General features: G+C 62.9%; 24 protein-coding genes. 13 read left to right on the top strand and 11 right to left on the bottom strand.

Annotation, left to right across the window (positions count from 1 at the left end):
• Positions 1 to 40: 40 nt before the first annotated feature.
• Positions 41 to 751 carry a glutathione binding-like protein gene (locus ATY78_RS01610; protein ID WP_088680587.1) on the bottom strand — a complete coding sequence of 237 codons (711 nt, stop codon included), beginning with the start codon at positions 749 to 751 and terminating at the stop codon, positions 41 to 43.
• A gap of 212 nt (positions 752 to 963) precedes the next feature.
• Here ATY78_RS01610 and ATY78_RS01605 point away from each other — a divergent pair, with 212 nt between their 5' ends.
• On the top strand, positions 964 to 1,377 hold the full coding sequence (locus ATY78_RS01605) for a DoxX family protein (protein ID WP_088680586.1): 414 nt from the start codon (positions 964 to 966) through the stop codon (positions 1,375 to 1,377).
• Positions 1,378 to 1,505: 128 nt separating this feature from the next.
• Here ATY78_RS01605 and hisG read toward each other — a convergent pair whose 3' ends face one another.
• From hisG to hisS, 3 genes are all read right to left on the bottom strand, one after another.
• Positions 1,506 to 2,201: an ATP phosphoribosyltransferase gene (gene hisG, locus ATY78_RS01600; RefSeq protein WP_088680585.1), complete on the bottom strand. Its 696-nt coding sequence runs from the start codon at positions 2,199 to 2,201 to the stop codon at positions 1,506 to 1,508.
• The gene (locus ATY78_RS01595) at positions 2,198 to 3,319 is read right to left on the bottom strand and encodes an ATP phosphoribosyltransferase regulatory subunit (RefSeq protein WP_088680584.1); all 1,122 of its coding nucleotides are present in this window, start codon (positions 3,317 to 3,319) and stop codon (positions 2,198 to 2,200) included. Before ATY78_RS01595 ends, hisG begins: the two co-directional genes overlap by 4 nt.
• A 174-nt stretch (positions 3,320 to 3,493) precedes the next feature.
• Positions 3,494 to 5,017: a histidine--tRNA ligase gene (gene hisS / locus ATY78_RS01590; protein WP_088680583.1), complete on the bottom strand. Its 1,524-nt coding sequence runs from the start codon at positions 5,015 to 5,017 to the stop codon at positions 3,494 to 3,496.
• A gap of 137 nt (positions 5,018 to 5,154) precedes the next feature.
• Between hisS and ATY78_RS01585 the strand changes: the two genes are divergently transcribed.
• From ATY78_RS01585 to ATY78_RS01575, 3 genes are all read left to right on the top strand, one after another.
• A complete protein-coding gene (locus ATY78_RS01585) occupies positions 5,155 to 5,913 on the top strand; it encodes a hypothetical protein (RefSeq protein ID WP_088680582.1) in 759 nt (252 codons plus the stop codon).
• Positions 5,914 to 5,967: 54 nt separating this feature from the next.
• A complete protein-coding gene (locus ATY78_RS01580; RefSeq protein WP_088680581.1) occupies positions 5,968 to 6,336 on the top strand; it encodes a hypothetical protein in 369 nt (122 codons plus the stop codon).
• A gap of 74 nt (positions 6,337 to 6,410) precedes the next feature.
• The gene (locus tag ATY78_RS01575; protein ID WP_088680580.1) at positions 6,411 to 6,770 is read left to right on the top strand and encodes a DUF305 domain-containing protein; all 360 of its coding nucleotides are present in this window, start codon (positions 6,411 to 6,413) and stop codon (positions 6,768 to 6,770) included.
• A 217-nt stretch (positions 6,771 to 6,987) separates the two neighbouring features.
• Here ATY78_RS01575 and ATY78_RS01570 read toward each other — a convergent pair whose 3' ends face one another.
• Positions 6,988 to 8,037, bottom strand: a complete 1,050-nt coding sequence (locus tag ATY78_RS01570) for an aldo/keto reductase (protein ID WP_088680579.1) — start codon at positions 8,035 to 8,037, stop codon at positions 6,988 to 6,990.
• Between the two features lie 237 nt (positions 8,038 to 8,274).
• Between ATY78_RS01570 and ATY78_RS01565 the strand changes: the two genes are divergently transcribed.
• On the top strand, positions 8,275 to 8,979 hold the full coding sequence (locus tag ATY78_RS01565) for an HAD family hydrolase (protein ID WP_088680578.1): 705 nt from the start codon (positions 8,275 to 8,277) through the stop codon (positions 8,977 to 8,979).
• A 121-nt stretch (positions 8,980 to 9,100) separates the two neighbouring features.
• Here the strand turns inward: ATY78_RS01565 and ATY78_RS01560 are convergent, their stop codons facing one another.
• Both ATY78_RS01560 and ATY78_RS01555 read right to left on the bottom strand, forming a co-directional pair.
• Entirely contained in the window at positions 9,101 to 9,604 is a 504-nt protein-coding gene (locus tag ATY78_RS01560) for a hypothetical protein (RefSeq protein ID WP_088680577.1), read from the bottom strand.
• Complete coding sequence (locus ATY78_RS01555; protein WP_088680830.1) at positions 9,601 to 10,230, bottom strand: DNA-3-methyladenine glycosylase I; 630 nt, start codon at positions 10,228 to 10,230, stop codon at positions 9,601 to 9,603. Before ATY78_RS01555 ends, ATY78_RS01560 begins: the two co-directional genes overlap by 4 nt.
• Before the next feature lie 227 nt (positions 10,231 to 10,457).
• Here ATY78_RS01555 and ATY78_RS01550 point away from each other — a divergent pair, with 227 nt between their 5' ends.
• The 3 genes from ATY78_RS01550 (at position 10,458) to ATY78_RS01540 (ending at position 12,829) form a co-directional block, all read left to right on the top strand.
• Positions 10,458 to 11,204: a L,D-transpeptidase gene (locus ATY78_RS01550; protein ID WP_088680576.1), complete on the top strand. Its 747-nt coding sequence runs from the start codon at positions 10,458 to 10,460 to the stop codon at positions 11,202 to 11,204.
• Positions 11,205 to 11,339: 135 nt separating this feature from the next.
• Positions 11,340 to 12,032: a L,D-transpeptidase gene (locus tag ATY78_RS01545; protein ID WP_088680575.1), complete on the top strand. Its 693-nt coding sequence runs from the start codon at positions 11,340 to 11,342 to the stop codon at positions 12,030 to 12,032.
• 122 nt (positions 12,033 to 12,154) lie between these two features.
• Positions 12,155 to 12,829 (top strand): outer membrane beta-barrel protein, encoded by a 675-nt coding sequence (locus ATY78_RS01540; RefSeq protein WP_088680829.1) that lies wholly within the window; start codon positions 12,155 to 12,157, stop codon positions 12,827 to 12,829.
• Positions 12,830 to 12,853: 24 nt separating this feature from the next.
• Here the strand turns inward: ATY78_RS01540 and ATY78_RS01535 are convergent, their stop codons facing one another.
• The 4 genes from ATY78_RS01535 to ATY78_RS01515 form a co-directional block, all read right to left on the bottom strand.
• Positions 12,854 to 13,294 (bottom strand): hypothetical protein, encoded by a 441-nt coding sequence (locus tag ATY78_RS01535; RefSeq protein ID WP_088680574.1) that lies wholly within the window; start codon positions 13,292 to 13,294, stop codon positions 12,854 to 12,856.
• Positions 13,295 to 13,336: 42 nt separating this feature from the next.
• Entirely contained in the window at positions 13,337 to 14,647 is a 1,311-nt protein-coding gene (gene glcF / locus ATY78_RS01530; RefSeq protein WP_088680573.1) for a glycolate oxidase subunit GlcF, read from the bottom strand.
• Positions 14,648 to 14,888: 241 nt separating this feature from the next.
• Complete coding sequence (gene glcE, locus ATY78_RS01520) at positions 14,889 to 16,088, bottom strand: glycolate oxidase subunit GlcE (RefSeq protein ID WP_088680572.1); 1,200 nt, start codon at positions 16,086 to 16,088, stop codon at positions 14,889 to 14,891.
• Positions 16,085 to 17,524 (bottom strand): FAD-linked oxidase C-terminal domain-containing protein, encoded by a 1,440-nt coding sequence (locus ATY78_RS01515; protein ID WP_088680571.1) that lies wholly within the window; start codon positions 17,522 to 17,524, stop codon positions 16,085 to 16,087. Before ATY78_RS01515 ends, glcE begins: the two co-directional genes overlap by 4 nt.
• A 146-nt stretch (positions 17,525 to 17,670) precedes the next feature.
• Here ATY78_RS01515 and ATY78_RS01510 point away from each other — a divergent pair, with 146 nt between their 5' ends.
• The 5 genes from ATY78_RS01510 to ATY78_RS01490 all read left to right on the top strand — a co-directional run bounded on the left by ATY78_RS01510 (position 17,671) and on the right by ATY78_RS01490 (position 23,199).
• On the top strand, positions 17,671 to 18,567 hold the full coding sequence (locus ATY78_RS01510; protein ID WP_088680570.1) for a LysR family transcriptional regulator: 897 nt from the start codon (positions 17,671 to 17,673) through the stop codon (positions 18,565 to 18,567).
• 268 nt (positions 18,568 to 18,835) lie between these two features.
• Positions 18,836 to 19,363 carry an NUDIX hydrolase gene (locus tag ATY78_RS01505; protein WP_088680569.1) on the top strand — a complete coding sequence of 176 codons (528 nt, stop codon included), beginning with the start codon at positions 18,836 to 18,838 and terminating at the stop codon, positions 19,361 to 19,363.
• A gap of 62 nt (positions 19,364 to 19,425) precedes the next feature.
• Positions 19,426 to 20,925, top strand: a complete 1,500-nt coding sequence (locus tag ATY78_RS01500; protein WP_088680568.1) for an inorganic phosphate transporter — start codon at positions 19,426 to 19,428, stop codon at positions 20,923 to 20,925.
• A gap of 17 nt (positions 20,926 to 20,942) precedes the next feature.
• On the top strand, positions 20,943 to 21,680 hold the full coding sequence (locus ATY78_RS01495; RefSeq protein ID WP_088680567.1) for a 16S rRNA (uracil(1498)-N(3))-methyltransferase: 738 nt from the start codon (positions 20,943 to 20,945) through the stop codon (positions 21,678 to 21,680).
• A 145-nt stretch (positions 21,681 to 21,825) separates the two neighbouring features.
• Positions 21,826 to 23,199, top strand: coding sequence for a glutamate--cysteine ligase (locus tag ATY78_RS01490; RefSeq protein WP_088680566.1), 1,374 nt, complete (start codon positions 21,826 to 21,828; stop codon positions 23,197 to 23,199).
• Positions 23,200 to 23,232 lie beyond the last annotated feature (33 nt).

Raw genomic sequence — 23,232 nt, 5'->3', positions numbered from 1 at the left:
CTCGCGAGGGCGGCCTTTCGTATTTCCGGCTGACCGCCTGTTATTCCGGCTTGACCGGAATGTTAAGACCCCTTTCGCTGGCCGGACGGGCGATGCAGCGCTCCAGCCAATCCGAGACGGCGGGGAATTTCGCATATTCGAGAATCTCGCGGCCGCCATAGAAGATATCGGCGCCGCGAACCCAGGTGAAGGTGGTGATGTCGGCGATCGTGTATTGATCGCCCATGATCCACTGCCGGCCCTTCAAGCGGCCTTCGAGCACGCCGAGCAGGCGCTTGGACTCGTCGCGATAGCGTTCCACCGGATAGGAATTGTTGGCGACCTTGTCGGCGGCGAATTTGTGGAAATGCCCGAATTGTCCGAACATCGGGCCGATGCCTGCCATCTGGAAGAACACCCACTGGATGCATTCATAGCGGCCGGCGGCATCTTCGGGGATCAGCCTGCCGGTCTTTTCCGCGAGATAAAGCAGGATCGCGCCGGATTCGAAAAGGCCGATCGGCTTGCCGCCCGGCCCATTCGGGTCGATGATCGCGGGAATGCGGCCGTTCGGGTTGAGAGATTCGAATTCCGGCGACTTCTGCTCGTTGGCAGCAAAGGAAATATAGTGCGGCTCATAGGCGAGCCCGAGCTCTTCGAGGGCAACGGATACCTTGACCCCGTTCGGCGTCTGCAGGGAATAGAGCTGGATGATGTCGGAATTCTTCGCCGGCCAACGCGTCGTGATCGGAAATGCGGAAAGATCTGCCATCGGATTCTCCATGTTATCAGCCGACCATAAAAGACCGTGCGCGGCAAACGCAAGCAGCGGCGACCATCTCATCGTTTCATATTATTGAACGAAGCATCTACTCCCGTTTATCTTTCCATGACGGCAAAAAAAGGCGACATAGGAGGTATCCGAGGTCCATCCGGTGCCGGGGCACCAAGATCTCCACAGTCCTTCAAACGGAGACAACATCCATGTCGAACGCCATCATCCTGATTGCCCGCATTCTTCTTTCCTTCATGTTCATCCTTTCAGGCTTCATGAAGCTCACCGATCCTGCCGGTACCGCGGGCATGATCGCCGGTGCCGGCCTACCGGCAGCAACCCTGTTGGCCTACGTCGCAGGCCTTTTCGAACTGCTGGCCGGCCTTGCAGTTCTCACAGGCTTCCAGGTCCGCATTGCCGGCTGGCTGCTCGCCGCCTTCTGTGTCTTCACGGGCCTTGCCTTCCACCTGCCCTACGCAAATGGCACGGAACTCGTGAACATTCTCAACCAGATCATGGTCATGAAGAACATCACGCTGGCCGGCGCGTACATCCTGCTCGCCACCGTCGGCGCCGGTGCCTATTCGATCGACGCACGCCGCGGCGTCCACGCAGCAGCCTGATACTAGAGCAATTCCGAACGCAAAACCGCTGCACACTTTTGCTGGAATTGCTCTAGCAGACATCCTCCCGCAAATACGAAACCCGCCGTCATCCGACGGCGGGTTTTTCTATGCCTCGATGATTGAGATCAGAGGGCGGCGCGCACCGCGTCGATGATCGCCTGCACCGCCGGCTCATCCGCATGACTTTCCCGGCGGGCGCGCACGAGGCAGGCCTGCGAATGCAGGATGACGCCGTCCTGGAGCACCTTCAGGTGGTTGGCGCGCAGGGTCGAGCCGGTGGAGGTGATATCGACGATGATATCCGCCGAACCGGACGCGGGCGCCCCTTCGGTCGCGCCGAGGCTTTCGACGATGCGGTAAAGCTGGATGCCGTGCTGGCTCGAAAAGAACTGCTGGGTCAGCCGCCAGTATTTGGTGGCGATGGCAAGGCGCCTGGAGTGGCGGGCGCGGAAATCGGCAGCAACATCGCCGAGATCGGCCATGGTCTCGACGTCAAGCCAGATCTCAGGCACGGCAACAACGACATCGGCATGGCCGAAGCCAAGGCGGGCGCAGAATTCGACGCGCTTGTCGACCTCTGCAAAACCTTCCCGCATCAGATCCTCACCGGTGACGCCGAAATCGACGGTGCCGTTGCCGAGCTCACGGGAAATTTCGGAGGCCGAGAGGAAGGCGACCTCGACATCGTCCCGGCCTTCGACGCGGCCGCGATAGGAGCGGTCGTTGCCGACGGCCATGATCCGCAAGCCGGCACGTTCGAAGATCGCCGAAGCGTCGTCTTTCATCCGGCCCTTGGAGGGAAGCGCGATGGTGATGGTCATGCGGCTGCCCTTTCGGTTTCGATGCGGTCGAGCCAGAAGGAGAAGCCGACGGCCGGAATGCGGTCCGTCGCACCGAGGAACGTCAGGAGCTTGTCGAAGCGGCCGCCGCCGGCCAGAACCGCGGCCGAACCCTCCGCCTTCACCTCGAAGACGAGGCCGGTGTAATAGTCGAGCGGCCGCCCGAAGGCGGCGCGGTAGCCAAGACTGGAGAGATCGACGCCGGCATTGGCAAGGGCCGCGACCCGTCCGTTGAAACGGGAGAGCGCGTTGCCGAGTTTCAGGCCGGCCGCGTCGGCGAAACCGGCAAGGGCCGCGGACGCGTTGACGAGCGGCACGTCGAGCGACAGGAATTCTTCCAGCACGTGGAAGGCCGCGTCGTCGAGACGTGTTTCGGAGAGGATCAACTTTTCCCTCAGCCTGCGGGCGATTTCCAGCGGCGAGCGGCTGGCATTGGTCGAGTAACCCGTCGCCTGCATTTCGTGCTCGATATGGGCGATCAGCGCCTGTTCGTCGCCTGCTGCGACAAGCCTGGCGATATCGTCGTCAAGTCCGGTGACGAATTGCGGGCTGACGAGGCTGGCGAGCAGCGCCTCCAGCTGCGTCATGTTGCCGAAGGCATGGATCAGGCGCTTCTGCCAGCCGAGCGGCAGGCCAAGCGCCTGCACGACCGCCTCGAACACCGCCTGATCGCCAAGTGTCACCGACAGGCGCCGGCCCGGCAGCAGACGGGCGAGAATGCCGGTGGCGTCGCCGATGGCGCGGGCATCGGCGCTGGCAAGATTGATATCGCCCAGATCCTCGATGCCGGCCTGATAGAATTCGTTGGCGCCGTCGCGGCGCTGGCGGAAAACCTCGCCGAGATAGGCATAACGTTTCGGCGTGCCGGTCGCGGTTTCGATATGGCGCAGACAGACGGGAATGGTGAATTCGGGCCGCAGGCAGAGGCTGGCGCCGGTTTCGCTCTCGGTCATGAAGATGCGGCGGCGAAGGTCTTCGCCGGCGATGTCGAGGAAGGGTTCGGCCGGCTGGATGACAGGCGTGTCGATGCGCTCGGCGTTACGCGTGGTAAATTCGGCCAGCAGGTCGGCGGCGAATTCGGGGAGGTTGATCAGGGGCATTGGATCGCTCCCGGGAGAAGACCCCTCCCCAACCCCTCCCCACAAGGGGGAGGGACTAACTCGCGGCGACCGTCGAAACGAATCGAGAGCGCCGTGGGCGAAGCGAACGTCGAGTTGGGCACAACGGCGCCGCGTGAAGCCCCTCCCCCTTGTGGGGAGGGGTTGGGGAGGGGTCTACTGCGCATTCGTCGCCCTCTTCCGATCCTCCGCCTGCGCGGCAAGGATCTCCTTCACCTTGGCGACGAGATCGGCTTCCGGCACCGTCTCCTGGGCCACGCGGGCTTCGCGCCAGCTGGCATTGTCCTCGATCTCGCCGGAGAGCCGCTTGCCCTCGATCAGATCCTTGATCTGCACGACGCCCTCGGCGCGTTCGTCGCCGCCCTGGATGATGGCGACGGGGCAGCCGCGGCGGTCGGCATATTTCAGCTGGTTGCCGAATTTCTTCCAGTTGCCCTGGAACATCTCGGCCCGGATGCCGGCGGCGCGCAGTTGCTGCGTCATCTTCTGGTAGCGGCCCATCGCCTCGACGTCGCCGTCCATGACGGTGACCAGCACCGGCTCGATGACAGCGCTCGCGCCGAGCTTGCCGAGGTTCTTCAGCGCCGTCATCAGGCGCGAGACGCCGATCGAAAAGCCGGTCGCCGGAACCGGCTGGCCCATGAAGCGGGAGACGAGGCCGTCATAACGGCCACCGCCACCGACCGAGCCGAAGACGACCTTCTCGCCCTTCTCGTTGGTGACGTCGAAGGTCAGCTCGGCCTCGTAGACCGGGCCGGTGTAATATTCGAGGCCGCGCACGACGGAGGGATCGATCTTGATGCGGTCGGAGCCGTAACCGGCGCTCGTGACGAGCGCGCCGATGAAATTCAGCTCCTCGACGCCTTCGACACCCTTGGAGGTTCCGGCGACGAGTTCGGCAAGGCTTGCTGCGCTTTCGGCATAATCCTTGATGCCGACGAAGAACAGCACCTTGTCGATCTGTTCCTGGTTGAGCCCAGCGCCCTTGGTGAAGTCGCCGGATTCATCCTTGCGGCCGGGACCGAGCAGCAGCGCCACACCTTCCGGCCCGAACTTGTCGAGCTTGTCGATGGCGCGCAACACGTTGAGCCGCTGGCCGGCCTTGTCGTCGCCGCCGAGACCGATCGCCTCCAGCACGCCGTCCAGAACCTTGCGGTTGTTGACGCGGATGACGTAGTCGCCGCGCTTGATGCCGAGAGCTTCCAGCGTATCGGCCATCATCATGCACATTTCGGCATCGGCCTGAACACCAGGCGCGCCGACCGTATCGGCGTCGAACTGCATGAACTGGCGGAAGCGGCCCGGGCCCGGCTTCTCGTTGCGGAAGACATAACCGGCGCGATAGGTGCGGTAGGGAAGCTGGATCTCGTTGAAATTTTCCGCGACATGACGGGCGAGCGGCGCCGTCAGGTCGTAACGCAGCGACATCCATTGCTCGTCGTCGTCCTGCAGCGAGAAGACGCCCTCATTCGGCCGGTCGCTGTCGGGCAGGAACTTGCCGAGCGCATCGGTATATTCGAACAGCGGCGTTTCTACGGGGTCGAAACCATAATGCTCATAGACTTCCCGGATCTTTGCCGTCATCTCGTTGACGGCGCGGATATCGTCGGCCGCACGGTCGACGAAGCCGCGCGGCAGGCGGGCCTTGAGCTTTTGCGGTTTCTTCTGCTTGTCGTTCATTTCCGGGAGTTCCGCTGACTGTGACAGTGGCGGTTTCCTAACCGATCGGGCGGGGAGCGGCAAGGGTGAAGGGTCTTGATGTGGCTGCCAGAATCGATTGAACGAAGGGGCATCCATCAGAATGCGGGATATGCATCATGATCGCTGAAGCGCTTCTCTATGCCGCGACCTTGCCGCTTACCGGCAAGCCGCACCGAAAGTTCATCCGCTATTCCGTCAATCTCTGGTCCCGCGCCGGCCGCTGCGCCAAGGATTGGGCTGGGCATGAAGAGATGAGCCGCGATGCGATCCGGGCGGCAGCGGCCGGTCTCAGGCAGAAGCGCACCGCCGTCGTGCTCGGTTCCGGCCTGTTGCGGGACGTGCCGATCGAGGAACTGGCAAGGAGCTTCGACACCGTCGTCCTCATCGATCTCGTTCATCTCGCCTCGGTACGCCTGTGGCTTGCGGTCAAGGGCTATCGCAATATCAGGCTGATCGAGCGCGATCTTTCCGGCTATGACGAGCTTGCGGCCGGAGGCGAGCCGGAACCGCTCGGCTTCCTGCGCTCCGTGCCCTATCTCGATTTCGTGGTTTCCGCCAATCTGCTGTCGCAGATCGGCCGCGGCGTGAAACGGCGGCACGAGGCCGACGCCGGTCGAATGCCTGAAGATACCGTGGAAAGGCTGATCGGCGCGCATCTTGACGGGCTCTCGGGGCTTGCCTGCCGCCATTGCCTGGTGACCGATATTTCCTATGCCGTCATCGACCGCAACGGCAAAACGCATGAGGAGGCCGACCTGCTGCACGGCGTCTCGCCGCCACCGGCAAAAGCAGCCTGGACATGGCCGGTCGCGCCGCTCGGCGAGGAAAGCAGGGATTACCGGATCGAGCACAAGGTCATTGCTGCCTGGTCATGATGTGACCGCCGGCCGCGCTTGGCTTGCTGCCATCGCGCGCCTATATGAAACATCATGCGCACGCTCGCTCTCATCACGATGTTTCTCGGCTGGCTGGTCTACGGCGCCATGTCCGCATGGGCGGGCTGTCCGACATGCGTGTCGATGAATGCACCGGTCGCCGCCGAGAGCGGCAACATGCACCACGAGATATCAGGCATGAACATGCCCGAGGGAGCTGGCCAGGCTGCTATCCCGAAAGATCCCTGCGCCAGCGGAAACTCCGCACATATGCCGCTTTGCGCTGTCTGTCTTCTGTTGCCGCCGACAGTGGTGGTCACGGCCGGCGGAAAATCTGTTTTCGGCTATCCCGCGCCGCCGCTTGCCCGCGCGCTGGATGACAACAGGCCCGCTCCGCAGGCGCCACCTCCCCGACTGGCCTGACACCGCATTCTCCACGCAGAATGGGCGGCCTCGGCCGTCCGGTAAACCTATTGCAGACAGAGAAAGGAACTCTCATGTCTTTGAAAATCATCGCCTTATCCGCCATGCTCGCCGTCATTGCCGCGCCTGCCCTTGCCGAGGACATGCCCATGGACATGAGCAAGCCGATGGGCAGCCATGACGCGGCCAGCCATGCCTTCAGCGAGGCGAACGACAAAATGCACAAGGATATGATGATCGAATATAGCGGCGATGCCGACGTCGATTTCGTCCGCGGTATGATCCCGCACCATCAGGGCGCGATCGACATGGCCAAGGTCGAGCTCCAATTCGGCAAGGATCCCGAAATCCGCAAACTCGCCGAAGCGGTGATCAAGGCGCAGGAAGCCGAGATCGCCGAGATGAATGCCTGGCTCAAGGCCCACGGCAAGTAAACATGATTAAGGGAAGGGAGCGCCTGTTTCAGGCGTTCCCAGAGGCTGCTGACAAACCGCGGCAACACCCACGACGTCATCCTCGGCCTTGTGCTGTTTCCTGTCAAACAATTGCGGTGGTTAGATGCTCGGCACAAGGCCGAGCATGACGGAGGAGACTTTGTCAACAAACTGAAACGCCTGATATCAGGCGTTTCCCAGCAGTTCAGCCGCGCTGTCAGCCCTTCGGCTCGAAATCCGCCGGGCGGCGGCCGGCGCCCTGTCGCGCCAGCATCCAGGCGGGATATTCGGGCGCAAGGGCGCTCACCTCGTCGAGCCTCTTCATATCCCCTTCATCGAGCTTCAGCTTGACCGCCGCCAGGTTCTGGTCGAGCTGGTCGACGCGCTTGGCGCCGATAATGACAGAGGTGACGAAAGGCTTGGCGAGGATATAGGCGAGCGCCACGGTGGCGACGCTGACGCCGTGCTTTTCGGCGATTTCGCGCATGACGGCGACGCAGGCCCAGGCCTTGTCCCTGTCGACCGGCGGGAAATCGAAATTGGCGCGGCGGCCCTCGCCGTTGCCGGGCGCGCCGGGACCGTATTTGCCGGAGAGCAGACCGCCGGCAAGAGGCGACCAGACCATCAGGCCGAGCTTCTCCTCCTGCATCATCGGCACGATATCGCGTTCGAGATCACGGCCGGCGATGGAATAATAGGCCTGCACGCTCTCAAAACGGGCAAAGCCGCGGCGCTCGGAGAGGCCGAGCGCCTTGGAAATACGCCAAGCCTGCCAGTTGGAGACGCCGATATAACGCACGAGGCCGCGGGAGACGAGATCGTCGAAGGCCCGCAGCGTCTCTTCGATCGGCGTGACCGTATCGGTCGCGTGGATCTGGTAGAGGTCGATATGATCGGTCTGCAGGCGCTTCAGGCTCGCCTCGACGGAATCCATGATGTGGCCGCGCGAGGCGCCGCGGTCGTTCGGCTTGTCGCCCATGACGCCATAGACCTTGGTGGCGATGACGACGTCCTTGCGGGGTACGTCGAGGTTCTTCAGCGCCTGGCCGAGCAGCCTTTCGGACTCGCCGAAAGAATAGACGTCGGCCGTATCGATGAAATTGACACCCGATGCCAGCGAGCGCTCAACGATCCGGTCGGCGGCATTCTGGTCGACGTCGGCGATGGCGCCCCAGGCGCTGCCCTGCTTGGCTTCGCCGAAGGTCATGGTGCCCAAACAAATTTCCGAGACGAAAAGTCCCGTATTTCCGAGCTGATTGTAACGCATGGTCGAAAATTCCCTTGTGTCTGCCGCAAGAGGGGCTTGCGAACTGGCGAACTTCATTTTTTGATTATTGGCCTGCGCGTGACAGGCACAGCCGTAGCTGGCTGCAGGGTGAGGCAACCTCGATGTAGTGCGGCGGCGGCGCTTTTCAACGCCGCGACTTGCCGCAGCTTGAGGTAATCGCCCTTGTCTCGACACAGGCGGCCGATAGATTGCCGGCCCTATTCAAGAGGTGCGCATATGGCGACGCGTCCACTGACCACGATCGGCTTCGATGCCGACGACACGCTCTGGCAGAACGAACAATATTACCGGCTGACGGAAGAGCATTTCACGAAATTGCTTGCGGATTTCGCCGAAGGACCGAAGATTTCCGAACGGCTGCTGGAGGCGGAAAAACGCAACCTTCGCCATTACGGCTTCGGCATCAAGGGCTTCACGCTGTCGATGGTCGAGACGGCGATCGAAATCACCGAGGGCAAGGTCCCCGCAAGCGTCATCGCCAAGATCCTCGATACCGGCCGCGATCTGCTCAACCATCCGGTCGAGACCATGCCGCATGTGCGCGATACGCTTGAGGCGCTTGCCGGCAAATATCTGCTCGTCATGATCACCAAGGGCGATCTCTTCGACCAGGAGCGCAAGCTTGCCCAATCCGGGCTCGGCGACTTCTTCGACGCCATCGAAATCGTTTCCGACAAGACGGCCGTCACCTACCGCCGCATCTTCGCCAAGGTGGGCGACGGGCCGGAGCGGGCGATGATGGTCGGCAATTCGCTGAAATCGGACATCGTGCCGGCCATCGCCGCCGGCAGCTACGGCGTCTTCGTGCCGCATGAACTGACCTGGGTGCTGGAACATGTCGACGAGCCGACGGAGGCGCCACGCTTTCGCAAGATCGGCCATCTCGGTGAATTGCGCGACCTGATCGACCGGCTGGCCTAAAGCGCCTCGCGATCTTTCAGATTCGCTCCCCGCGCTTTAGGTCTTTGTTTTTACGCATGTCGTTATCCGCAAAACCGCTGCACACTTTTGCGCGACATGCTCTAAGCCCGGATCGAAGCGCTTATTGCCTGGGGGGCGCCTTCGGAAAGAGCGACGGGCGCTCCGGCTCGGCCGCCGGCTGCGGCTGCTGCGGGGCAGCCGCCAAGGGCTCGATCAGCACGCTGAAGGGAGCCCCGAGGCCGCGGCGCGGCGAGACCTTGGAATAATAAGGCCGCAGCAGCCAGGTCGTATTTTCCTTGACCGTCGTTTCGAAGTTCATGCCGTCTTCGTCGGTGCCGAAGAAAGCCTCGTCATCGGGTTTCGACAGGTCGAAAATCGCCAGAAAGGCATATTTGCTCTTCGTGGCAAAGCTGACCTTCACATGCTGGCCGGCGCGCACCGGCAGCGTATAGACGTGGCTGCTGCCGAACTTCGTCCAGCCCTTCAGCTGCATGGCGACCGCGGGAAACTGCAGCTTTTCCAGCTTCTCGCCAGGCTCCAGCTGCGGCGCCTGCGCCATGGCTGGGGCCGTCAGCAGAAACAGCGTAGCAGCGGCGATCATGGTTCTCATCAATGCATCTCTCATGGGCGCACCAGAGCGCTGCGCATCGCCTCCACCTCGGGCCGGCAATAACAGCCCTCCAGATGATCGTTGACGAGACCCATCGCCTGCATGAAGGCATAAACTGTGGTCGGGCCGACAAAGGTCCAGCCGCGTTTCTTCAGATCTTTCGAAATGACCACCGACGTCGGCGTCGTCGGATTGGCGACGATGTGGTCCCGGTCGACCACCGCCGGCCGTTCGTTATGGCCGGGCTCGTAACGCCAGAAATAATGGGCGAGCGAGCCGAATTTGTCGCGGAGCTCGATGGCGCGCCTGGCATTGTTGATCGTGGAGACGATCTTGCCGCGATGGCGGATGATGCCGGCATCGGCAAGGCAGCGCGCCACATCCCCCTCGCCGAAGAGGGCGACCTTCTCGAAATCGAAACCGGCGAAGGCGGCGCGAAAATTCTCCCGCTTGCGCAGGATGGTCAGCCAGGAAAGGCCGGATTGGAAGCCTTCGAGGCAGATCTTCTCGAAGAGGCGGATGTCGTCGGTGACGGGGCGGCCCCATTCCTCATCGTGATATTTGAGATAATCCGGCAGGTTGGCGTGCCAGTGGCAGCGGCTCCTGCCGTCCTCGCCGATGATGATGCCAGTCGTGCTCATGTCCGCTTCGTTCTCCGGGTCGGCCCCGTTCTCCGGTTCTGATTCCGGCTTTACCATTTGCCAACCGTCTTTCCAAACCGATCGATAACCCTGACGAAAAGTTTATCCGGTCGGTCGGCTTTTCATGATTCGATCTTTACCATTCGCTGGCGGATAGGGTGGCAGCGTCTCAGCGGGCGGCGATGTCCCGCCAGCGCATTTTCGGTCATTTGTAGAGAGTTCGTCCGATGATGAAACACCTTGTTCTTGCCGCAGCCCTTGCCGGCATCTTCTCCACGGCCGCCCTTGCAGACGACCGCTACGCCACCCGCCCGCCCGTCGTGCTCAGCCCCGACCTGACCGCACCATGGATCAATCAGCTCGGCGGCACGGTTCGCCCGGTCGTCTATCAGCGCCCGGTCGTCCAGCGGCAGCAGCGCGGCCTCTTCCAGCGCCGCGTCCTGCGTCAGGCGCCGCAGGCGGCACCCCAGACCGTTTCGGCGATCAAGCCCGGCATACCGTCGATCCGCAATCCGATCGAGCCGCAATTCCTGCCGCAGATGGTCGACTACGACACCAAAGAAAACCCCGGCACGATCGTCATCGATACCAACAACCGCTTTCTCTACCTGGTGATGGAAGGCGGCAAGGCGCGGCGCTACGGTGTCGGCGTCGGCAAGCCGGGCTTCGAATGGGCGGGTGTCCACAAGATCACCCGCAAGACGGAATGGCCGGACTGGACGCCGCCTTCCGAGATGATCAGCCGCGAAGCCGCCAAGGGCCACTATTTGCCGGCACGCATGGACGGCGGCCCGGAAAACCCGCTCGGCGCACGCGCCATGTATCTCGGCTCGACCCTCTACCGCATCCACGGCACCAATGCCCCCTGGTCGATCGGCAGCGCCGTTTCTTCCGGCTGTATCCGCCTGCGCAACGAGGACGTCGTCGATCTCTACGACCGCGTCAACGTCGGAACCCGCGTCATCGTCATGTAACGGCGCCTGCAATAGCTTGGGGGCGGCAAGAACAAGCGGCCCCACTCGCCAAAATTGCTTTATCCGGCCATACCGATCTTGAATCGGGCAAAAGATCATGTAGCTTCGAGCGGATTTGCTTGAGGGGAGCCAAATATGATCAAATTGATGCCGGGACTGGCCGCGGCCGGACTTGTCCTGTCCTTGATGTCCACGTCAGCCTTTGCCGCGCCTGCCGGCCCGGCTTCCGACGGCGCACAGCGGCCGGCGCAGATCGTGCGCGTGGCGCAGATGCCGAAATATGTGAAGCCACAGTTCAAGCGCAAGAAAGTGCGCCTGGTGACGACGGAAGCGGTCGGCACCGTCATCGTCGATACCAACAACAAGTATCTCTACCTCATCGAGGGCAACAACCGCGCCACCCGCTACGGCATCGGCGTCGGCCGCGACGGCTTCGGCTGGTCGGGCATCGTCAAGATCGGCCGCAAGGCCGAATGGCCGAGCTGGACGCCGCCGGCCGAGATGCGCCGCCGCGAGGCCGCCAAGGGCCACATCATTCCCGCTTTCCAGGAAGGCGGCGAGGACAATCCGCTCGGCGCCCGCGCCATGTATCTCTACCAGGGCGGCCGCGACACCATCTTCCGCATCCACGGCACCAACCAGCCCTGGACGATCGGCCTCAACATGTCTTCCGGCTGCATCCGCATGATGAACGCCGACGTGATGCATCTCTACGATCGCGCCCCCGTCGGCACCAAGGTGATCGTCGTCGGCCCCGGCAACCGCCAGGGCAAGGTGGCGTTCGAGGACAGGGGCATCGACGTGCTGCGCACGATGTTCGGCGGCTGAGCAACACTTTCGAAAAAACGAAAGGCGCGGTTTGACGCGCCTTTTCTTTTCCTTAGACTTTACGGCGGAAAGCTGGCACACGTGCCTAAGAGTCGACATATTTGCAATATCGGGGCTATTCAATGACATATGCGCTGCGTTCCTCCGCCTCCCTGCTTGCGGGCATCGCGCTTTTCACCATCTGTTCAGCAGCCTCCGCCTCGGCGGAAGATCTGGAATTCTCCATTTACGGCGGTTATCAGACAGCGCCGCACAGCGGCGTCGACGTCTCGGACGGCACGCATTTCACCGCCGGCTGGGAAGGCAAGTCCTTCGGCAGCCCGCCTTACTACGGCGGCCGCGTTACCTGGTGGCTCGAGAACTTCAACAAGCCGAACTGGGGTATTTCGCTCGATTACACCCATGACAAGGTCTATGCCGACGACGACACGCTCGCCAAGGCGGGCTGGTCGCATTTCGAATTCACCGACGGCCTGAACCTGCTCACGGTGAACGGTCTCTATCGCTTCCAGGATCCGACCCGCCGCTGGACGCCCTATCTCGGCGCCGGTGTCGGCGTGAACATTCCGCATGTCGAAGTGATTCGCCCCGAGGGCAAGACCTGGGCTTACGAGTTCGGCGGCGTGACGCTGCAGGCTCAGGCCGGCGTCGACTTCAAGGTGACCGAGCGCTGGTCGACCTTCGTCGAATACAAGGGCACCTATTCGCGCGTCGACGTTCCGATCGACAGCGGCGACCGGCTGAAGACCAACATCTTCACCAATGCCGTCAACGTCGGCGTATCGTTCCACTGGTAATGAATTGAAATTCGGCTGCGGCGCTTATTTCGTGCCGCAGCTGACCTTGCCCACGACGGCATAGGGCGCGCTGCCGCCTGCAATCGTCAGGGAATAGGTGCCGCCGAAATTTGCCGCGGCCTTGCCGCGCTCGCCGGCCACCACCACCAGATCCAGCGTTGCCCCGCCGGTATCGTCATCACCCCCGTCGAAGACTTCCAGGAGCAGATCGCCGTCATGGGACCAATGATTGGTCAGATGCTGCGATTCAAAAACACGCTTTCCGAATGCGGTCGCCTGGGCCGGATCCTTGACGACGATCGCACCGCGGAAATGGTTGAGCCGATGGCCGGCATCGCTTTCGAAGCCGCTTTCGAGCGTGAAGCGTGCCTGCTTGTCATCGGCCGAGCAGAAAAAGCGGCTGTCGGCGTGGGCCATGCCCGCCTGCCCGAGCAAACCCGCAAAAACAATCATTCCGCGCCACATCGCCTAACCTCCCGAGAACGGCCAGGCGGGCCGTCAGAGGTTTCAGCCTAAGGGCAAACCCGTTAATTTTTCAGGCACAGCGCCGCCATAGGCCCAATCGAGAAGCTCAACCGTATGCAGGATCGGAATGTTGGTTCCGGTGGCGATCTGGGTGATGCAGCCGATATTGCCGGTGGCGATGATATCGGCCTTGGTGGCCTCGATGTTCTTCACTTTACGCGCTTTCAGCGCCGCCGAAATGTCAGGCTGCATGATATTGTAGGTGCCGGCGGAACCGCAGCAGAGATGGCCTTCGGCGGGATCGCGCACCGTAAAGCCCGCCGCTTTCAGCAATTGCTTCGGCACAAGGGTGATGCGCTGGCCGTGCTGCATGGAACAGGCGGAATGATAGGCGACCGTGAGGCCCCTCGGCATATGCGCAGGCAGGTCGAGGGTCGCGAGATATTCGGTGACGTCCTTGGCGAGCGCCGAAACCCTGGCCGCCTTTGCGGCATAGGCGGGGTCGAGGCGCAGCATGTGGCCGTAATCCTTGATCGTCGTGCCGCAGCCCGAGGCGGTGATGATGATCGCGTCGAGCCCCTGCCCTTCGATCTCGCGCGTCCAGATATCGACATTGGCGCGGGCGCTGGCGAGCGCCTGCTCGGCGCGGCCCATGTGATGGACGAGCGAGCCGCAGCAGACTTCGCCTTCCGGCACCACGACCTCGATGCCGAGCCGAGTCAGCAGCCGGATCGCCGCCTCGTTGATCCCAGGGTCGAGCACCGGCTGGGCGCAACCGGTCAGGATGGCTACCCGGCCGCGCCGCTGCGCCTCAGGCCCATGCGTGCCGGGCTTTGCGAAGGCCGAAGCGGCGGGCACGCGGCGCGGCGCAAGCGCCAGCATGGCGGCGAAGGGCTTCAGCGTATTACCGCGCATCAGGCCGGCAAAAGGCCGTCCCAGGCGGGCGAGGTTGAGCGCCAAGCGAAACCGGTCGGGATAGGGCAGTACGGCAGCCAGGATGGCGCGTGTCAGCCGGTTCATGAACGGGCGCTTGTAGGTCTTTTCGATATGGGCGCGGGCGTGATCGACCAGATGCATGTAGTCGACGCCCGAGGGACAGGTGGTGACGCAGGCGAGGCAAGAGAGGCAGCGGTCGATATGAGTAACGACCTCGGCATCAGCGGCACGGCCGTTTTCCAGCATGTCCTTGATCAGATAGATGCGGCCGCGCGGGCTGTCGAGCTCGTTGCCGAGCGTCACATAGGTGGGACAGGTGGCTGTGCAGAAACCGCAATGGACGCATTTGCGCAGGATCTGCTCGGATTCGGCGACATCGGGGTCGAGGAGCTGGGCGGGGGTGAAGTTGGTTTGCATCTAGCGGCGCCTCCCATGAATATTGGAAGTTTTGCCGGGGATACCCCCCTCTGTCCTGCCGGATATCTCCCCCACAAGGGGGGAGATCGGATGGGGTTGACGGCTTCCCCAAACAACTAAGGCGCCATGACGCCTATACGGTAGATGGGGAACAATGATCCAGCATCTTGCCGATCTCCCCCCTTGTGGGGGAGATGTCCGGCAGGACAGAGGGGGGTGCCTCGCGCGCAAACTCATCTTCTCACCCCATCTTCCCCGGATTAAAAATCCCCGCCGGATCGAACTTCTCCTTGACCCGCCGCGACAGCGTCGCCACCGCCTCGGGCTCGGGATGAAAGGCCGCCGTTGCCGCCCTCGCCGCAGCCGACGCGCGGATCAGCGTCGCATGGCCGCCGCCGAGCGCCTTGATGTAGCGGCGCACCAACTCCGCTTCGGGGCCTGCTTCCATCCTCATCCAGACGAGGCCGCCCTGCCAGTCGTAGAAGGCGTCGACGCCAGCCTCCAAACGAAGGGCTGCCACCAGCTGATGACCGGTGCCGGGGGCGACCGAGACGCGCCAGACGGGTCGCGTGGTGCCGTCAGCATAGGGCAGCACGTCGCGGATTTCCTGCCAGAGCCTGCGGCTCTCCGGCTGCTCCAGTCTGGTAACGATTGCGAACGCAGACATCGCCGCCGCAAGCTTTTCGACGCGCACGTCGACCGAGCCCGGCAGTCCCTCGATACGCAGCACCGTCGCCTCGCCTTCCGGCAGCTTGCCGGCGAGGAATTTCCACGTCACCGTCAGGGGCAGATGGGCCGCGCCCGAAACCTCGACCGGCAGGGCCATCGCCGCCGCCATGGCATTGGCCGCTTCGGCATCGTTGAGGCCGGACAAGACCACCGTCCGCTCGGTCTTCGGAGACGGCGGCACGCGGAAGGTGACTTCGGTGATAAAACCGAGCGTGCCATGCGAGCCGGCGATCAGTTTGACGAGATCGAGGCCGGTGACATTCTTCATCACCCGGCCGCCGGCCTTGATGATCTCGCCCCTGCCATTGACGAAGCGCACGCCGAGCAGGCTGTCGCGAGCAGCGCCAGCAATGAGGCGGCGCGGGCCGGAAACATTGGCGGCGAAGACACCACCGATCGTCGGCTCGCCCGACCTGGCCATGACCGGGCGATGATCCATCGGCTCGAAGGCGAGCATCTGGCCGCTTTCGGCAAGCGCCGCCTCGACCTCGGCAAGCGGCGTGCCCGAGCGGACCGTCATGACCATCTCGCCGGGATTGTAGGCGACGATGCCGGAAAGCCTGATCGAGCGCAGCCGGTCTTCCGATGCAACGGCATTGCCGAAACCCGAGCGCGTATCGCCGCCGCAGATGGCGAGCGGCCGGTTCGTTTCCGCATGGGCGGCGACGATCGCCGCCGCCTGTTCCTCGCTGGTCGGCATCAGATCGATCATGCGGCAGGGCGCCCTTCGAGCGGGAAGACTTTCGATGGGTTGAGGATCCAGCCGGGATCGAAAGCGGCGCGCACCGCCATCTGCTGTGCGAGATCGGCCTCGGAATATTGATGCCGCATCAGGTCGCGCTTCTCGATGCCGACGCCGTGCTCGCCGGTCAAGCAGCCACCGGCATCGACGCAGAGCTTCAGAATGTCGTTGCCGGCCGCTTCGGCGCGGGCGGCATCCTCCGGGTCATTGGCGTTGAAGAGGATCAGCGGGTGCATGTTGCCGTCGCCGGCATGGAAGACGTTGGCGACGCGCAGTCCGTAGTGGTCGACGATCTCGGCGGTCCTCTTCAGCACATGGGAAAGCTGGCTGAGCGGCACGGTGCCGTCCATGCAGATATAGTCGGCGATACGGCCGGTGGCGCCGAAGGCGGATTTGCGGCCTTTCCAAATCAAGGCCGCTTCCGTCGCCGACTGGCATTCACGCACGGTCTTCACGCCATGCCGGCGGGCGATCTCCACGATCTCCTTCAGCGTGGCGTCCATCTCGGCTTCCGAACCCTCGACCTCGACGATCAGCAGCGCCCCGACATCGAGGGGATAGCCGGCATGGGCGAAGGCCTCGCAGATCTCGATCGCCGGCTTGTCCATGAATTCGATCGCAACCGGGATGATGCCGGCGGCGATGACATCGGCAACACAGGCGCCGGCCTCTTCCGAGGTTTCGAAGCCGAAGAGCACGGGGCGCGCGCCTTCCGGCTTGGCGATCAGCCGCACCGTCGCCTCGGTGACGATGCCGAGCTGGCCTTCATGGCCGCAGACCAAGCCGAGCAGATCGTAACCCGCCGCATCCAGCGCCTTACCGCCGAGTTCGATCACCGTACCGTCGACCAGCACCATTCTGACGCCGAGCAGATTGTTGGTGGTGACGCCGTATTTCAGACAGTGGGCGCCGCCGGAATTCATGCCGATATTGCCGCCGATCGTGCAGGCAAGCTGTGAACTCGGATCGGGCGCATAGAAAAAGCCGTCGGCGGAGACAGCTTCGGAGATATTGAGGTTGGTAACACCAGCCTGCACCACGGCGACGCGATTCGGCAGATCGATTTCGAGAATGCTGTTCATCTTCGACAGGCCGAGCACGACGGCATCCTCCTGCGGGATGGCGCCGCCGGAGAGCGAGGTGCCGGCGCCGCGCGGCACCACGGGAATCCCATAGCGATGGCAATAGCGCATGACGGCCGCCACCTCGGCCGTGGTGCGCGGCAACGCGACGGCGAGCGGCAGGCGACGGTAGGAAACGAAGGCATCGGTTTCGAACGGCACCAGCTCGCGCGCCTCGTGGACCAGGCATTCCGGCGGCAGCAGGTCGCTCAGATCGGCGACGATCTGAGCGCGCCGCGCCAGAACATCAGCGCGCGGGGCGAGAAACGGAATGGCGTCGGACATGGCGTTCTCCCTGGCCCTGACGACGGAAAATGACGGCGGAAAGAGGCCCGCAAATCTGCCTGCCGCCGATCATCGGCTTAGCACTTTCCCGAAAGCGGCGCAAATGCTAAGCACTTATGTCAAAAGGGGAAAAAGTCGTAAACCTCATGACCAATCTGGGTGATCTCGAAATCTTTGCCAAGGTCGTCGCAACGGGAAGCATGTCGCTCGCCGGGCGCGCGCTCGGCTTTTCCCCGGCCGTCGTCTCCAAGCGGATCAAAAGGCTGGAGGATCGGCTCGGCACCCGGCTTCTGCAGCGCACGACGCGGCAGATCTCGCTGACCGAAGCCGGCCAGGGTTTCTATGATCGCGTCCTCGGCATTCTCGCCGGGCTGGAGGAGGCCGAGTTCTACATTTCCGGCCGCTCGGCGCAGATGCACGGCACGCTGAAGATTTCGGCGCCGACCTCCTTCGGGCGCATGCATATCGCGCCGCATCTGAAGCAGTTCATGGAGGCGCATCCGGAGCTTGCGATCAACCTGGTGCTGACCGACGAATTCTCCGACATCGTCGGCGGCGGCTTCGATCTGGCGATCCGTATCGCCGAGCTCACCGATTCCAGCCTCGTCGCCCGCCGGCTGGCGCCGGTGCGCCGGCTGCTCTGTGCTTCGCCGGATTACCTTGCCGCGCATGGCGAGCCCGGAACCATCGACGATCTGAAACACCACCGCTGCCTGCCGGCGCACAACAACGACACCTGGCGGCTGAACGGGCCGGAGGGCCCGCTGAGCTTACGCCCGGAGGGCATGCTCATCACCAATTCCAGCGAAGTGATCCGCGAGGCGGTGATCGCCGGCCTCGGGATCGCGCTACGCTCCACCTGGGATATCGGCAATGAACTCCGGAGCGGCCGTTTGGTGCAGGTGCTGCCGGCCTATGAGAGCTCGCAGAATGTCGCGCTGTCGGCCGTCTATCCCAGCCGGCAGTTCCTGCCGGCCAAGGTGCGGCTGTTCATCGACTATCTCGCCGAGCTTTACGGACCCGTTCCCTATTGGGAGCGATAGACGCATAGTTACCACACTCGCAAAATTATCGTGGAACAATTGCTCCCGCCATTGATTAGGCGTCCGGACGAAGCCATATTGTACACCTGTGCAATTGGCGCATTCGAGACAGGTCGTGACGGATTTCTGAGCCTGCCCCAGCTCGATTTCCCCTATGAACGGCGATAAAATCATGTTTCGGATCGCCTGCGGCTTTGGATTGTGTCAGCGTTCCGTGATACACGTATATGAGTGATTCCTAACAACCACTGTGAAGGTGACCCGACAATTGACTCTTCTCGCCCGATTGGCATCCGATGTGCAGCTTATGTTCCGGCGCCCGCCGCGACAGCAATATGGTGCGCTCTGCTACCGGGTAAAGAAGAAGGGCGGTGAGGTCGAGGCGCTCCTGATGACGAGCCGCGACACCGGCCGCTGGGTCATTCCCAAGGGCTGGCCGATGAACGGCAAGTGCGCGCATGAGGTTGCCATGCAGGAAGCCTTGGAGGAAGCCGGCGTCCGCGGCTCCGTCGAGGCGGAAACGCTCGGTTCCTACACCTATCCGAAAGTGCTGCGCGACGGGGTGCAGGTGGTCTGCAGGGTGCAGGTCTATGCACTCGAAGTCACCGACATGGCGAAGAACTTCAAGGAAAAGGGCGAGCGCACCATCGAATGGGTTTCGCTCGATGAAGCCGCCGGGCGCGTGCGCGAACCGGAGCTTCGCCACCTTTTCCTCGCCTTCAAGCAAAAGATGGCCGACAGACTTGCGGCCCGCCAAGCGAAACGGGTTCAGGCGAAGCAGATTCCGGCGGAATGAATCCTGCCATCTTGCGCTGCTAGAAAAGCGGTGTCAAAGCAGGTTCATCCTCAGGAAGTAGAATGCCGCCACGTCCCGCAGTTCTCACGAAACGCACGCTCGACAAAGATCTTGACAAGATCAGCCATGCCGAGGACGTGACGAAACATGTTGTGCGACTGCTGGTGGCGCCCGGTCTTGGGCTGATTTTCGTCGGCCTCGTCATGCTCTTTGCAGGCGTTTACGTCTTCGACCGGCCGGGAGCCGTGCTCGTCGTGGCGGCGGCGGCCCTTGCCGGCTACATGGCGATGAATATCGGCGCCAACGACGTGACCAACAATGTCGGCGCGGCCGTCGGTGCACGCGCCATGACGATGGGCCAGGCGCTCGTCATCGCCGCGATCTTCGAGGTCCTGGGCGCCACGATCGCCGGCGGCGAAGTGGTCAGGACGATTTCCTCCGACATCGTCGATGCCGGCCGGGTGCCGCCGGCGGTGCTCGGCTGGATCATGATGGCGGCGCTGACCGCGGCGGCCCTCTGGATCAACCTCGCCACCTGGATGAATGCGCCGGTTTCCACCACCCATGCGATCGTCGGCGCGGTGATCGGCGCCGGCATCGCCGCCGTCGGGCCGGAGCCGGTGAACTGGCGGGTGATGCTGGAGATCACCTCGAGCTGGATCACCTCACCGCTGATCGGCGGGCTGATCGCGGCCGGCCTGCTCTATCTCGTCAAGACCCTCATCATCTATCGCGAAGACAAGATCGCGGCGGCCCGGCGCTGGGTGCCGGTCCTGGTCGCGGTGATGGCCGGCGGCTTCATGGCCTATATGGTGCTGCAGCTGTCGCCTGCCGGCCGGTTTCCTTCTTTGACGATCATCCTCATCGGGATCGGCATCGGGCTGGTGAGCTGGCTTGGCGCCCGGCCGCTCGTCCTCGCCCAAGCGCAGAATCTCGAAAACCGCAACAGCTCGCTGCGGGTGCTGTTCCGGCTGCCGCTGATCGGCTCCGCGGCGCTGCTTTCCTTCGCGCATGGGGCAAACGACGTTTCGAACGCGGTCGGGCCGCTTTCGGCGATCGTCCATTCGGCCGGTGTCGGCGGTGATGGCGGCGCCGGGCATCCGCCGCTCTGGGTGATGCTGATCGGCGCCTTCGGCATCTCCGTCGGCCTGCTGCTCTTCGGGCCGCGCCTCATCCGTCTCGTCGGCGAAGAGATCACCAAGCTCAATCCGATGCGCGCCTATTGCGTGGCACTGTCGACCGCTTTCACCGTCATCGTCGCCTCCTGGCTCGGCCTGCCGGTCAGCACCACCCATATCGCCGTCGGCGCGGTCTTCGGCGTCGGTTTCTTCCGCGAATGGTACACCCGCCATTCCAAGCGGCGCATCGCCTATATCAGGCGCAAAACCGAGAGCTTTGATATCGACGAGCCGGAAGAGCCCAATATCCACGAGTCGCGGCGGCGCTATCTGGTGCGCCGCTCGCATTTCATGACGATCATCGCTGCCTGGATCATCACCGTGCCGGTGTCGGCAGTGCTTGCGGCGATGATTTATTGGGTTATGTTCGCGCTCTTTGTCTGAGACCCCAGGTTTTTCGAATGCGCGCCAATTTCCGCATGCAACGGCTTTTCGTCGATGCACCGCTTTCCAGCGGCGGCGTCGTGGAGGCGAATGCCGATCAGTTCAACTATCTCGCCAATGTGCTGAGGATGGAGGACGCTGCGGAGATCCTGCTCTTCAACGGCCGTGACGGCGAGTGGAAGGCCTCCCTCTCCTTCCCCACGCGCAAGCGCATCCAGCTGATGGCCACCGAGCAGACGCGGCCGCAGCCGGCCCCTTGCGACCTGCATTATCTCTTCGCGCCGCTCAAGGTCGGGCGCATGGATTATCTCGTGCAGAAGGCGGTCGAAATGGGCGCGGGCCTGCTGCAGCCCGTCATGACCCAGCACGTGCAGGGCAAGATCACCAATCTCGACAAGCTGCGCGCCAATGTCGTGGAAGCCGCCGAGCAATGCGGCGTTCTCGGCATCCCTGAGGTGGCCGAGCCGGTGAGGCTTTCCGACCTGCTCGACCGCTGGCCGCGCGAGCGGCGCATCATCTATTGCGATGAGGGCGATGCCGGGCAAAACCCGCTGCCGGTGCTGGCAGGCATCCAGGAAAGGCATCTCGCTCTGCTCGTCGGGCCGGAAGGCGGCTTTTCGGAAGAAGAGCGGGCGCGGCTTCGAAACCTCGATTTCGTCACTGCCATTCCACTCGGGCCGCGCATCCTCAGGGCAGATACGGCGGCCGTTGCGGCGCTGGCGGTGGTCCAGGCGGCGATCGGCGACTGGACGTGACTGCGAAAACGGGTTGACGCGGAAATCACTGCTGTTTTTTTGATGCCTCGTTGAAAGAATTTCACTTGCAACATACGTGGCTTGGGTCCTAATCACCTTCCAATTGCCCGGCCCCCTGGGCGCTTTTCGAATACAGGTACCCCGCATGGCCCGCGACACTACCGACCAGACGCCGCTCTCTTCGGTCCAGGAATTGACCGACTATCTCGCCGCGGGCAACAAGCCGCGGGAGCGCTTCCGGATCGGCACCGAACATGAGAAGTTCGCCTTCTTCCGCGCCGATAACAGCCCGGTTCCCTACTTCGGCGATGCCAGCATCTCCGCCCTGCTCACCGGCCTGCAGAAAAAGAGCGGCTGGGAGCCGATCCTGGACGGCAGCAACATCATCGGCCTTGCCGAACAGAACGGCATGGGCGCGATCTCGATCGAGCCCGGCGGCCAGTTCGAATTGTCGGGCGCGCCGCTGGAGACGATCCATCAGACCTGCAAGGAATCGAACCAGCATCTGGCGACGCTGCGCGAGATTGCCGAGCCGATGGGCATCCGTTTCCTCGGCATCGGCGGCAGTCCGAAATGGACCTATGCGCAAACCCCGCAGATGCCGAAATCTCGCTACGAGATCATGACCCGCTATATGCCGAAAGTCGGCACCAAGGGTCTCAACATGATGTACCGCACCTGCACGATCCAGGTGAATCTCGACTTCTCCTCGGAAGCCGACATGCGCAAGAAGATACGCGTCTCGATGAAGCTGCAATCGATGGCGACGGCACTGTTTGCCTCCTCCCCGTTTACCGAGGGCAAGCCGAACGGGCTGCTTTCCTGGCGCGGCGATATCTGGCGCGATGTCGACAACCGGCGTTCCGGCCTGCTCGATTTCACTTTCCGCGACGATTTCGGCTTCCACGACTATGCCGAGTGGGCGCTCGACGTGCCGATGTATTTCATTGTCCGGGATGGGCGTTATCACGACTGTACGCACGTCACCTTCCGCCAGTTCATGAACGGCGCCTTGAAGGGCGAGGTCGCCGATCCCTCGCCGACGATGGGCGACTGGACCAACCATCTTTCGACACTCTTCCCCGACGTGCGGCTGAAACGCTTCCTCGAAATGCGGGGCGCGGACGGCGGCCCCTGGCGGCGCATCTGCGCCTTGCCGGCCTTCTGGGTCGGCCTGCTCTATGACGACGCGGCACTCGACGCGGCCGACGAACTGACCAAGGATTGGAGCTTTGCCGAGGTCAGCGCCCTGCGCAACGCCGTTCCCGCCGAGGGATTGAAAGCAGAGTTTCGCGGGCATGCGCTCTTCGACATGGCGCGCGAAGTGGTCGGCATTTCAAGGGCCGGCCTCAAGGCGCGCGGCAAGCTCAATGGGGAAGGCCAGGACGAGAGCATCTTCCTGGCGCCGCTCGACGAAGTGCTCGCCAAGAAGGCGACGCTCGCCGAGGATCTGCTGTCGCTCTACAACGGCCGCTGGCAGGGTTCCGTCGAGCCGGTCTTCGAGGACTATCAGTACTGAGACCGTCCTAAGCGCCTCTGGCAAAAAGCCGTT

Source organism: Rhizobium sp. R635 (assembly GCF_002211285.1).
Taxonomy (GTDB): domain Bacteria; phylum Pseudomonadota; class Alphaproteobacteria; order Rhizobiales; family Rhizobiaceae; genus Rhizobium.
Note: the sequence above shows the minus strand (reverse complement) of the source record. Positions and strands in the feature narration are given on the sequence as shown.

What these genes read in the sequence shown, in the direction of transcription:
- glcF (WP_088680573.1), bottom strand. Translation starts at nt 14,647, where the DNA reads ATGCAAACCAACTTCACCCCCGCCCAGCTCCTCGACCCCGATGTCGCC.
- ATY78_RS01535 (WP_088680574.1), bottom strand. Translation starts at nt 13,294, where the DNA reads ATGTGGCGCGGAATGATTGTTTTTGCGGGTTTGCTCGGGCAGGCGGGC.
- ATY78_RS01580 (WP_088680581.1), top strand. Translation starts at nt 5,968, where the DNA reads ATGCGCACGCTCGCTCTCATCACGATGTTTCTCGGCTGGCTGGTCTAC.
- glcE (WP_088680572.1), bottom strand. Translation starts at nt 16,088, where the DNA reads ATGATCGATCTGATGCCGACCAGCGAGGAACAGGCGGCGGCGATCGTC.
- ATY78_RS01575 (WP_088680580.1), top strand. Translation starts at nt 6,411, where the DNA reads ATGTCTTTGAAAATCATCGCCTTATCCGCCATGCTCGCCGTCATTGCC.
- ATY78_RS01490 (WP_088680566.1), top strand. Translation starts at nt 21,826, where the DNA reads ATGGCCCGCGACACTACCGACCAGACGCCGCTCTCTTCGGTCCAGGAA.
- ATY78_RS01510 (WP_088680570.1), top strand. Translation starts at nt 17,671, where the DNA reads ATGACCAATCTGGGTGATCTCGAAATCTTTGCCAAGGTCGTCGCAACG.
- ATY78_RS01570 (WP_088680579.1), bottom strand. Translation starts at nt 8,037, where the DNA reads ATGCGTTACAATCAGCTCGGAAATACGGGACTTTTCGTCTCGGAAATT.
- ATY78_RS01585 (WP_088680582.1), top strand. Translation starts at nt 5,155, where the DNA reads ATGATCGCTGAAGCGCTTCTCTATGCCGCGACCTTGCCGCTTACCGGC.
- hisG (WP_088680585.1), bottom strand. Translation starts at nt 2,201, where the DNA reads ATGACCATCACCATCGCGCTTCCCTCCAAGGGCCGGATGAAAGACGAC.
- ATY78_RS01605 (WP_088680586.1), top strand. Translation starts at nt 964, where the DNA reads ATGTCGAACGCCATCATCCTGATTGCCCGCATTCTTCTTTCCTTCATG.
- ATY78_RS01560 (WP_088680577.1), bottom strand. Translation starts at nt 9,604, where the DNA reads ATGAGAGATGCATTGATGAGAACCATGATCGCCGCTGCTACGCTGTTT.
- ATY78_RS01540 (WP_088680829.1), top strand. Translation starts at nt 12,155, where the DNA reads ATGACATATGCGCTGCGTTCCTCCGCCTCCCTGCTTGCGGGCATCGCG.
- ATY78_RS01555 (WP_088680830.1), bottom strand. Translation starts at nt 10,230, where the DNA reads ATGAGCACGACTGGCATCATCATCGGCGAGGACGGCAGGAGCCGCTGC.
- ATY78_RS01550 (WP_088680576.1), top strand. Translation starts at nt 10,458, where the DNA reads ATGATGAAACACCTTGTTCTTGCCGCAGCCCTTGCCGGCATCTTCTCC.
- ATY78_RS01595 (WP_088680584.1), bottom strand. Translation starts at nt 3,319, where the DNA reads ATGCCCCTGATCAACCTCCCCGAATTCGCCGCCGACCTGCTGGCCGAA.
- ATY78_RS01545 (WP_088680575.1), top strand. Translation starts at nt 11,340, where the DNA reads ATGATCAAATTGATGCCGGGACTGGCCGCGGCCGGACTTGTCCTGTCC.
- hisS (WP_088680583.1), bottom strand. Translation starts at nt 5,017, where the DNA reads ATGAACGACAAGCAGAAGAAACCGCAAAAGCTCAAGGCCCGCCTGCCG.
- ATY78_RS01610 (WP_088680587.1), bottom strand. Translation starts at nt 751, where the DNA reads ATGGCAGATCTTTCCGCATTTCCGATCACGACGCGTTGGCCGGCGAAG.
- ATY78_RS01515 (WP_088680571.1), bottom strand. Translation starts at nt 17,524, where the DNA reads ATGTCCGACGCCATTCCGTTTCTCGCCCCGCGCGCTGATGTTCTGGCG.
- ATY78_RS01495 (WP_088680567.1), top strand. Translation starts at nt 20,943, where the DNA reads ATGCGCGCCAATTTCCGCATGCAACGGCTTTTCGTCGATGCACCGCTT.
- ATY78_RS01565 (WP_088680578.1), top strand. Translation starts at nt 8,275, where the DNA reads ATGGCGACGCGTCCACTGACCACGATCGGCTTCGATGCCGACGACACG.
- ATY78_RS01500 (WP_088680568.1), top strand. Translation starts at nt 19,426, where the DNA reads ATGCCGCCACGTCCCGCAGTTCTCACGAAACGCACGCTCGACAAAGAT.